This window comes from Methylobacterium sp. Gmos1, from assembly GCF_053764715.1.
This window is the reverse complement of the sequence record NZ_JBSNCC010000047.1, coordinates 1-8,082: the sequence shown is the minus strand read 5'-3', so window position 1 is coordinate 8,082 and position 8,082 is coordinate 1. Positions and strand designations below refer to the sequence as shown.

The following is an 8,082-nucleotide window of genomic DNA, read 5'->3' as shown; positions in this document are numbered from 1 at the left end:
TCGCGCCAATCGGCCACGTCCCTCCCGCCGAGGCCGAAGCGAGCTATCATGCCAACGTCGGCGACCACGCCCTGGCCGCCTGACCCAAGACAAACAGCCTCCGAAAAACCCGGAGCGGTTCAGATCGTCACGTGCAGGACATCTTCGAAGAGGCTTATCTGCGGCTCGCCAAGGAGGCCCGGGAGGCCGCCTGGCACCCGAGCTACGTCGAGGGATAGCGGTCCGATCACGGGCCGCTCGTCGCAGATCCCGCCGCCCGGGAAGTGCACGATCCCGATCGGCGCCTGATCCAGGATCTGGTCGTTGCGCCGGAAGGGCGCCGCCTTGCTGTGGCGCTTCCACTCCGGGCGGAACATCACCTCGGCGACCTTGCGGGTGTCCGCCCACTTTGCCGCGATCAGCTCGGCGCCTACGCCGCCCCCGTGGATTGATTAGCCGTCATAATCTTAAGTTGTTTGCTAATATTTCAACTCGATTTCAGATTGCAATAACTCGTTCAGCCCGTACCATTTTGTTTTAAAATTTACAATATATGACCCGATTACGCTGTGCAACCGCACTAGTTCGGCTTTTATTTTGAATGCCGCGCAGCGAATTTAACATTTGTTTTAACCACCGCAGGCAACGATCCCGACCGCGCAGCGCGTTCGATGCTGCCGGTGAGGACGCGTCCATGTCACTGTTCGGATCCGGGCTGCGTGCCCTCATGCAGGCCATCAACCGCTCTCGCGGCTGCCTTGAGCTCAGCCTCGACGGCACGATCCGGAACGCGAACGACAACTTCGTTGCTTTCGTCGGCTACAACCGAGAGGAACTGATCGGCAAGCCGCACAGTATGCTGGTGCCCCGTGCCGAACGGGAGGAACCTAAGGCGGAGGTGCTTTGGTCCAGTCTGCGCGCAGGCGAGCCGAAGACCCGTGAGTTCAAGCTATTGGCTAAGGGGGGCCGTGAGATCTGGGTTCTCGCCTCCTACAATCCCGTGCTCGGCCGCGGGGGCAAGCCGACACACATTGTGGTCTTTGCATCTGACGTCACGGCGCAGAAAGTCCGCAGCATCGATACCGAGGGCCAGGTCGCAGCCCTGCACCGCTCCCAAGGGGTGATTGCCTTTACACCAGACGGCACCATTCTTGACGCAAATCCCAACTTCCTCACTGTGCTTGGCTACACACTGAGCGAGATCCAAGGCCGACATCATCGGATCTTTGTCGATCCGGCGGAGTGGGAGAGCGCAGCCTATCGTGGGTTCTGGAGCGCGCTTGGGCGTGGAGAATACCAGGCCGGTGAGTACCGACGCCTCGGCAAGGACGATCGCGAGGTGTTCATCCAGGCGACCTACAACCCGATCCACGATGACGACGGGCGACTGGTCAAGGTGGTGAAATTCGCCACCGACGTGACCGGGCAGGTGCACGAACGCCGGCGCCGCGCCGAAAAGGCCCACACCATTAGCATGGACCTCAATGCAATCAGCGAGGCTGTACACGACGTGACGGCGCAGACGACGGCTGCCGCCCGTACGGTGCACCAAGTCTCCGGCGACATCCAGGCTGTAGCCTCGGGCGCCGAGGAGCTGTCCGCCTCGGTGTCCGAGATCAGTCAGCAGGTGCAGCAAGCCTCGCGGATCGCCGGGCAGGCCGTCATGCAGGTGCAGGAGACCGGCACGATCGTGACGGGTCTAAGCCAGCAAGCCACGCGCATCGGCGAGGTCGTCGCCCTAATCCAGGCGATCGCAAGCCAGACGAACCTCTTGGCGCTGAACGCCACCATCGAGGCGGCGCGCGCCGGTGAGGCGGGGCGAGGCTTCGCGGTCGTCGCTCAGGAGGTCAAGCAGCTCGCTGAGCAGACCAGCAAGGCGACCGAGCAAATCCGCCAGCAGATCAGCGCGACACAGGGAGCGACCCAGCAGGCCGTGGGTGCCATCGGAGCGATCCAGGGCACGATCCGCACCCTTGATCAGGTGGCAGGCGCAATCGCTGCTGCGGTCGAGGAACAATCGGCAGTGACGCACGAGATGTCTGCCTCGATGCAAACCGCCTCGCGCGGCGCCAACAACCTAGCTAGCAGCATGGAGGCAATCGCTCAGGCGGCTGAGCAAGTCGACCGCTCAACGGTCAAGGTGCGCGAAGCCTCCGCAGCAGCATGAGAGTTCAGCAACGACGCGCTGCAACGGTATTTATTAAATCCATATAATAGTTGAATTAGCTCTTTTAGCTCGATCCACGAGGGGCCGGCGCTCACGCGCCGGCCTTCACGCCCCGGCGGACGGGGATGCCCTTCGCCATCGCCTTGTCGGCAAGGTTGTCGGAGATCCCGCCACCCGGGAAGTGCACGATCCCGATCGGCGCCTGCTCCAGGATTTGGTCGTTGCGCCGGAAGGGCGCCGCTTTGCTGTGGCGCTTCCAGTCCGGCTTGAACACCACCTGGGCGACCTTGCGGTTCTCCGCCCACTTCGCCGCGATCAGCTCGGCGCCCACGCCGCCGCCGTGCATCAGCACCATGTCGGGGTACTTGGTCCGGACCCGATCCAGGGTGTTCCAGATCAGCGACACGTCCTGGAACTCCTTGCCACCCGTGAAGGCGATCCGGGTGCCCGGGGGCAGGTGGATCTCGGTCTCGGCCCGGTGCCGGGCGCTGATGAAGTCACGGCTGTCGATCATCGCGGCGGTCATCGTGGCCCGGTTGACCTGCGAGCCGGAGCGGGGGCGCCAGAGCGCATTGGTGATCCGGGTGAACCGGTGGGCGGCCGCGTCGCGGGCGTACTCGAAGGCGTTGCGGCGCTCCGAGTGGGTCTGCCCGAGGGCGATCAGGCGCTCCAGCTCGACCGAGAGCACCTCGCTCCCGTCCTGCTCGCGCTGGCTCTGGCGCTGCGCCTGCTCGTTCTCGTCGAGCTTGCGCTCGAACTGCTCGACCCGGCGGTGGAAGACGTTCACGAAGCCCCAGAGCACGTCCTCGAGGTCGTCCTCCAGTCGGCTGCCGGCGAAGGCGTCCTCGAGCGCGGACATCGCGACGGTGAGGGCTCCATCCATCTGGACACCGCGGGGCAGGGGCCGGGGATCGTCGTGCTCCTCGAACGGGCGGTAGCCGGTGAGCGCGAGTTCCTCGAGCAGAGTCGGATCGGCGGGCAGGTCCTCGTCGAGGTCGTGGGTCAGGTGGTCGAGCATCGCTTAGCTCCTTCAGGGTCCGGAGACCGCGTCCATCGCGGCCTTCATGGCGACCCAAGGCCGGGCTCGGGGGCCTGGCGCACCCGCGCGAGGATCCGCATCGCAACCCGGCGATGCGGCCGCGCGGGCCGGAGCGTGAGCGGAGGACGGCTCGACGGCCGTTGATTTTGCTTCGCGATGCAAAGCCGCCGTCAGGCGGCGGCGGAAAATCGTCGGACGTTGGCCGTTGCGCCGAAGGTCCCCCGACCCGGCATCCAGTCGCCCTCTCAAGAAGGCCGTGGAGGCGAGCTCTCTCGTGGTCCGTGAGTGCCAGCAGGCCTCCCCACCAGGACATTGCCCCTCAGGCGGCAGAAGCCTCCGCGTCCTCCTCGAATAGGAGATGCGCCACGGCGTCGTTCGGGTCGAGCTGCGGGGCCAGGTGCAGGGCGAGATCGCGCGGGCCGAAGTGGCACAGGTCGCGATTGAAGTCGTCCTCGCGCGGAACGAGTTCACCGACCAGGATGCCTTGAGCCTCGGCGCGTCGGCGTAAGGTCCAGGCTCCCCGCTCCCCGGCCTCGTCGGCGTCGCGGGCGATGTAGAGCTGGCGCAAGCCCGCCGGCAGGTTCAGGGCGGCGAGGTGCCCGGCCGAGAGCGCGGCCACATGGGGCACGGATCGCATCAGGCGGTGGACCGACAGCACGGACTCGACGCCCTCGCCGGCTACCATCACGTCCGACACGGTGCCGGGAAAGCGCACGCCGTGGCCGAGCAGGTTGCCGAGCACGCGGCGGGGCTTGGGCAGATCGGCCTTGCCCCGCCCGTCCGGCGCGAGCCAGGTCCGCCCCACCGCCGTGACCCCACCCTCAAGATCGGTGACGGTGGCAAGCAAGGCCGGGTGCCATGTGTCCGGACCCGGGTTCTTGCGGGACGGCCGATAGAGGCAGCGCGGGTGGAAGCGTAAGGCGCCCAGGCTCGCGGCGTGCTCGATCCCGCGTGAGCGCAGGTAGGCCTCGGCCGGGGTGCCCACGATGGGCCGCCCGTAGCGCAGCATGCGCTGGGCCGACTCCGTGGTGTCCCGCGCCGGCGGGAGCACCTCGCGCCGCTCCGGCTCGGGCGGTTCGGGCAGACTGAGGAAGGCCCGGGCCTCGGCCAGCGCGTCGCGCCAGTCCTCGCCGCACTGGAGCCGGATCACGTCGAGGAGGTCGCCGTGCTCGCCGGTGGCCGCGTCCTGCCACTTGCCCCGCCGGCCCTTGCCGCTGACCGGGCCGGTGAGGCGCACGTAGAGGGAGCCGCCCTCGGTGTTGTAGACGTCCCCGACGCACCAGTACCGACCGGAGCGGTAGCCGTTCGACAGGTAGCGCCGACAGAACCACTCGACATTGTTGGCGAGTTGAGCCGCGATATCCGAGGCGGGGGGCAGTGTCGGCATGATCGAACCTCCGTCGGTACGCGGCATTAAGCGTGAGCGGTGACGGCGACGCAACGTAGGAGCGCATGGCGCTCCATCATCGCGGCCAGAATGGCCGCGCCACGCTCCCCGGTGGGGATGAACAGGCGGGTGCGCCAGGAGATCACCTCGGCAAACAGCCCGATCGTCTTCAAGCCCGTCCGCGCGCTCTCGCTCGCCCCGACCACTTCGATCCGATCTTCAGCCATCACCCTCACTCTCTTCACCTGAAGCCCGCCCGCGAGTTGCAGGCTGGTCCGCCCGCCGAGCACGGCGGCGTAGGCCTCGGCCGGCGCCATGGCGGTGCCGGCCCCGAGGTTCAGCCACTCACGGGTGACGTGGAGGTCTTGCGGGTCGACCACGCGCCCGACGATGCGTTCGCCCTCGTCCGTGACGAGGCGGAACACGCGCATGTCGATGCCGGGCAGCCGGTCCCAGATCGGCAGGAGGAGCCCGATGACGACGTGAAGGGTGCGCTCCTCGAACTCGGGCAGGGAGGCAAGCTCGGCCTTCCAGGCCGCCACGAACGCCTCGACCGTGACCTCCTCGAACGCGGAGCGCACGAAGGCGTCGCGATCGAGGATCTGGCGCTGGAGCGGGCGCACGAGGCGGACGCGCGCCACCACCGAGCCGTCCTCGCGGGTCTCGCTCGCCGCCTTGCCCGCCAGCGCCGGGCGGCCGGACTTCCCGTTCACCACCGGCTGGTAGCCCTCCTCGACGTAGGCGAGCGCGCTGTCGAGATCGAGCGGCCGGAGCCGTCGGCGCTCGGAGATGGTCAGGAGGTGGGTGTGCGCGCCGCTCGCCGGGTGGGTGTAGGCCACCTCGCGATCCGTCACCGTGAACGACTCGGCCGTGAGCACCTCGACCCCGATGTCGTAGACCCCGGCCGAGATGGCGCCCTCGATCACCAGGGCCAGGCGCTCCTCGAACGCCTCGAACAGGCGGTTCTGCATCGCGATGCGAAGCGCCAGCACCCGGTTGAGGAAGCGGCCGATCGCCGGTAGCCGGCATTGTTCACCAGCACGTCGACGGGCCCGACCTCCCGCTCGATCCCGGCCACCGCCTCCGGGATGGTATCGAAGTCGGTCACGTCGAGCACGCTGGCGTGAGCTCGTCCCGGCGAGAGCGCCTCGAACGCTGCCGCCGCCTCGGCTTGACGAACGCGGGGCGGAGCTTGCGCGAGCGGATTGGATCGGTGCGGGCGCAGATTGTGTGTGCGCTGGGCGACAGCGACGAGCCGATCCAGGATCTCAGGCAGGAGTTGCGTCGTATCACGCCGCTCCTTCGCAACTTGTCCACCAATACGGAGGAGAAGAACTAAGATAATTTGGGGATCGTTGGTGATTGGCCTCTATTGGCTCAAGCGCACTGCTCGACGTGGCACGTGCTATGCGCCCCTACGCAACACAAACCATCCTAACAGCAAGCATATCGTTACGCTCTGTTCTGGAGCGTCGCGAGCTTCCTTGCTGCACCGCGCTGGGCGCGGAGGCGTTCGCCGTAGCGCGCCGGCATCGCTGGCGTCTTCCATGAGCCGGCCTGCATCACCTCGAGCAGCTCGAAGCCAGCCGCGAACATGTCCTGGGTCGCTCCGACCCGGGTCGAGTGACCGGACGGGGAGCGAGAGAGCTTCAGTCCGGCAGCCGCTGCGAGTGCTTTGAAGACGCTGGCTACATCCCTGTCCCCGAGGGCTCGCGCTCCGACCTTGCCGCCCTTGGTGAGCGGCCGGAAAAGTGGTCCGCTCTCGAGCCCGGCCGCCGTGAGCCACGCCTCGACATGTCCCATGGTGTCGGGCGCCAGGTACTTGATCGCACCTTCGCCCTCCTGATCGGCTTTCGAGCGCCGCACTAAGACGGTACCGGAGCCGTCGGCGCCTCGTTCGAGATCTCCGATCTCCAGGGAGACAAGTTCGGAGCGGCGCAGCAGGGTGTCGTAGGCAACGGCCACGAGGGCGATGTTGCGCAGCGCGATCAACGGGGTCTCGGTCTCGCCCTCTGACACGCGCCGATGCAGGCGCTCGGTCGCTTTCGCGGCGATCATGCGGTCGATGCTGGAGCGGTTGAGAGGCTCGGCCTGTTTCTGGCGCCGGCCCTTGGTGCGGTTCATCCGCTTGATCGCGAGCCGCACGATCTCGTCGGCACAGGGGTTGGGCAGGCCGGCGGCCCGGTGCAGCGCGGCGATGGAGGAGCGGTAGCGCTCGACCGTTGCGCGCGATTTCACCTCGGCCTCGGCGTCGATGAAGGCGGCGATCGTCTCCGGGGTCGCCGGCAGCATCGTCCGGCCGGTGGCACGGCACCAGGCGGCGAAGATGCGGCTGTCGGCGGCGAAGGCCCGCACCGTGTTGTCGGCGAAGGCGCCGTGTGCGGCGCGGGCGTGCGCCTCGACGCGTTCGATCAGGATCTCGTCGGTCGGCGGCAGACCTGCGGCGAGCGGGACCGGCAAGGCCGGGGCCTCGTCGGGGATTTCGGAGGTCGGGTCGGGGCGGTCGAGGTCCATGGGTCGAGCCTACCCGGCCGGGCCTTAACGATCCACTAATTGCCTCTGATAGGTGCTATTATCGGCCTCAATTTTAGCCGTCAAAAGTGTCGTGACACGAAGCCGGCACGCTGCGAAAATACCGCATGGGGAGCGTTCTGCGATCACTCCCAATGTATGAATCAGGACTTTAACCCATGAGTGGGCCCACACGACGAATGGTGCAAATTGCGGAGAATGGGAGGATGAACCTCCCAGCGGACATGCGTCGCAGCCTGGGTTTGATTGGCGCCGGGCGTGTGATCCTTACACAGGATGAAGACGGCATCCGGATCTCAACAGCTGACCAAGCCCTCAAGCGTATCCGAGCCCTTGCCGCGCCATTTGCTCAAGGCCGGGCGTCTGTGGTTGAAGAGTTCCTTGCGGAGCGTCGAGCCGAAGCAGCGCGTGAGGATGGTGAGGACGCGGATGCCGGACACGACTGATCCCATCCTCGATGCCTCGGCGGTGCTGGCGGTCATATTTGGCGAGGCGGGTGCCGATCGGGTGGCGGGGCATCTGCCCGGCGCGCGGATCTCGTCGGTCAACGCAGCGGAGGTGATGACCAAGCTGGTCGACCTCGGGATGCCGGAGGATACCGTCGACGCGATTATCGAGGGCTTGCAGCTTACGGTCGTGCCGTTCGAGGTGGCGCATGCCCGCGAGTGCGCGCGTCTTCGGACACTCACCCGCGGGGCCGGCCTGTCACTCGGCGATCGGGCCTGCCTTGCAGTGGCGAGGCAGTTCGACGCCCCCGCCTTCACGACCGATCGGGCTTGGTTGCGGCTGGACGGCACCGCCCTCGGCGTTACGGTCGAACTGCTGCGCTGAAGCGATGGGCGATGCCACCACCCTCTAGTACATTGACGCATTCAGAGGATTCACAGGAGGTGTGAGCCATGCGAGTCTGAGGGCATGGCTCAGACTGTCTGCGTGATCCCCAGCGCCGTCGACCTGGCGCACCTGTCCGCCGTCGTC

At 66.8% G+C, this 8,082-nt stretch carries 8 protein-coding genes and 1 pseudogene; 3 read left to right on the top strand and 6 right to left on the bottom strand.

The annotated features are described in order from the left end of the window. Positions 1-119: 119 nt before the first annotated feature. Positions 120-428, bottom strand: a pseudogene (locus ACS5PV_RS32560) (SLOG family protein); the annotation flags it as partial. Positions 429-673: 245 nt separating this feature from the next. On the opposite strand from ACS5PV_RS32560, the gene ACS5PV_RS32555 reads away from it, so the two are divergent. Further along, positions 674-2,146 (top strand): methyl-accepting chemotaxis protein, encoded by a 1,473-nt coding sequence (locus ACS5PV_RS32555; RefSeq protein WP_455399453.1) that lies wholly within the window; start codon positions 674-676, stop codon positions 2,144-2,146. A gap of 91 nt (positions 2,147-2,237) precedes the next feature. Here the strand turns inward: ACS5PV_RS32555 and ACS5PV_RS32550 are convergent, their stop codons facing one another. From ACS5PV_RS32550 to ACS5PV_RS32530, 5 genes are all read right to left on the bottom strand, one after another. Next, complete coding sequence (locus ACS5PV_RS32550) at positions 2,238-3,164, bottom strand: DUF2493 domain-containing protein (RefSeq protein ID WP_455399452.1); 927 nt, start codon at positions 3,162-3,164, stop codon at positions 2,238-2,240. A 340-nt stretch (positions 3,165-3,504) separates the two neighbouring features. Continuing rightward, a complete protein-coding gene (locus ACS5PV_RS32545; RefSeq protein WP_455399451.1) occupies positions 3,505-4,572 on the bottom strand; it encodes a DUF7146 domain-containing protein in 1,068 nt (355 codons plus the stop codon). 26 nt (positions 4,573-4,598) lie between these two features. After that, positions 4,599-5,564, bottom strand: coding sequence for a hypothetical protein (locus ACS5PV_RS32540; RefSeq protein WP_455399450.1), 966 nt, complete (start codon positions 5,562-5,564; stop codon positions 4,599-4,601). Next, on the bottom strand, positions 5,495-5,689 hold the full coding sequence (locus ACS5PV_RS32535; RefSeq protein WP_455399449.1) for an SDR family NAD(P)-dependent oxidoreductase: 195 nt from the start codon (positions 5,687-5,689) through the stop codon (positions 5,495-5,497). The genes ACS5PV_RS32540 and ACS5PV_RS32535 overlap by 70 nt, the downstream gene beginning before the upstream one ends. A 335-nt stretch (positions 5,690-6,024) precedes the next feature. Beyond that, on the bottom strand, positions 6,025-7,086 hold the full coding sequence (locus ACS5PV_RS32530) for a tyrosine-type recombinase/integrase (protein WP_455399448.1): 1,062 nt from the start codon (positions 7,084-7,086) through the stop codon (positions 6,025-6,027). A 224-nt stretch (positions 7,087-7,310) separates the two neighbouring features. Between ACS5PV_RS32530 and ACS5PV_RS32525 the strand changes: the two genes are divergently transcribed. Continuing rightward, complete coding sequence (locus tag ACS5PV_RS32525; RefSeq protein ID WP_455399447.1) at positions 7,311-7,550, top strand: AbrB/MazE/SpoVT family DNA-binding domain-containing protein; 240 nt, start codon at positions 7,311-7,313, stop codon at positions 7,548-7,550. Next, a complete protein-coding gene (locus tag ACS5PV_RS32520; protein ID WP_455399446.1) occupies positions 7,534-7,935 on the top strand; it encodes a type II toxin-antitoxin system VapC family toxin in 402 nt (133 codons plus the stop codon). Before ACS5PV_RS32525 ends, ACS5PV_RS32520 begins: the two co-directional genes overlap by 17 nt. Positions 7,936-8,082 lie beyond the last annotated feature (147 nt).

Excerpts from the sequence above, each read along its gene's own strand:
- ACS5PV_RS32525 (WP_455399447.1), top strand. The coding sequence starts at position 7,311 with ATGAACCTCCCAGCGGACATGCGTCGCAGCCTGGGTTTGATTGGCGCC.
- ACS5PV_RS32550 (WP_455399452.1), bottom strand. The coding sequence starts at position 3,164 with ATGCTCGACCACCTGACCCACGACCTCGACGAGGACCTGCCCGCCGAT.
- ACS5PV_RS32530 (WP_455399448.1), bottom strand. The coding sequence starts at position 7,086 with ATGGACCTCGACCGCCCCGACCCGACCTCCGAAATCCCCGACGAGGCC.
- ACS5PV_RS32555 (WP_455399453.1), top strand. The coding sequence starts at position 674 with ATGTCACTGTTCGGATCCGGGCTGCGTGCCCTCATGCAGGCCATCAAC.
- ACS5PV_RS32545 (WP_455399451.1), bottom strand. The coding sequence starts at position 4,572 with ATGCCGACACTGCCCCCCGCCTCGGATATCGCGGCTCAACTCGCCAAC.
- ACS5PV_RS32520 (WP_455399446.1), top strand. The coding sequence starts at position 7,534 with ATGCCGGACACGACTGATCCCATCCTCGATGCCTCGGCGGTGCTGGCG.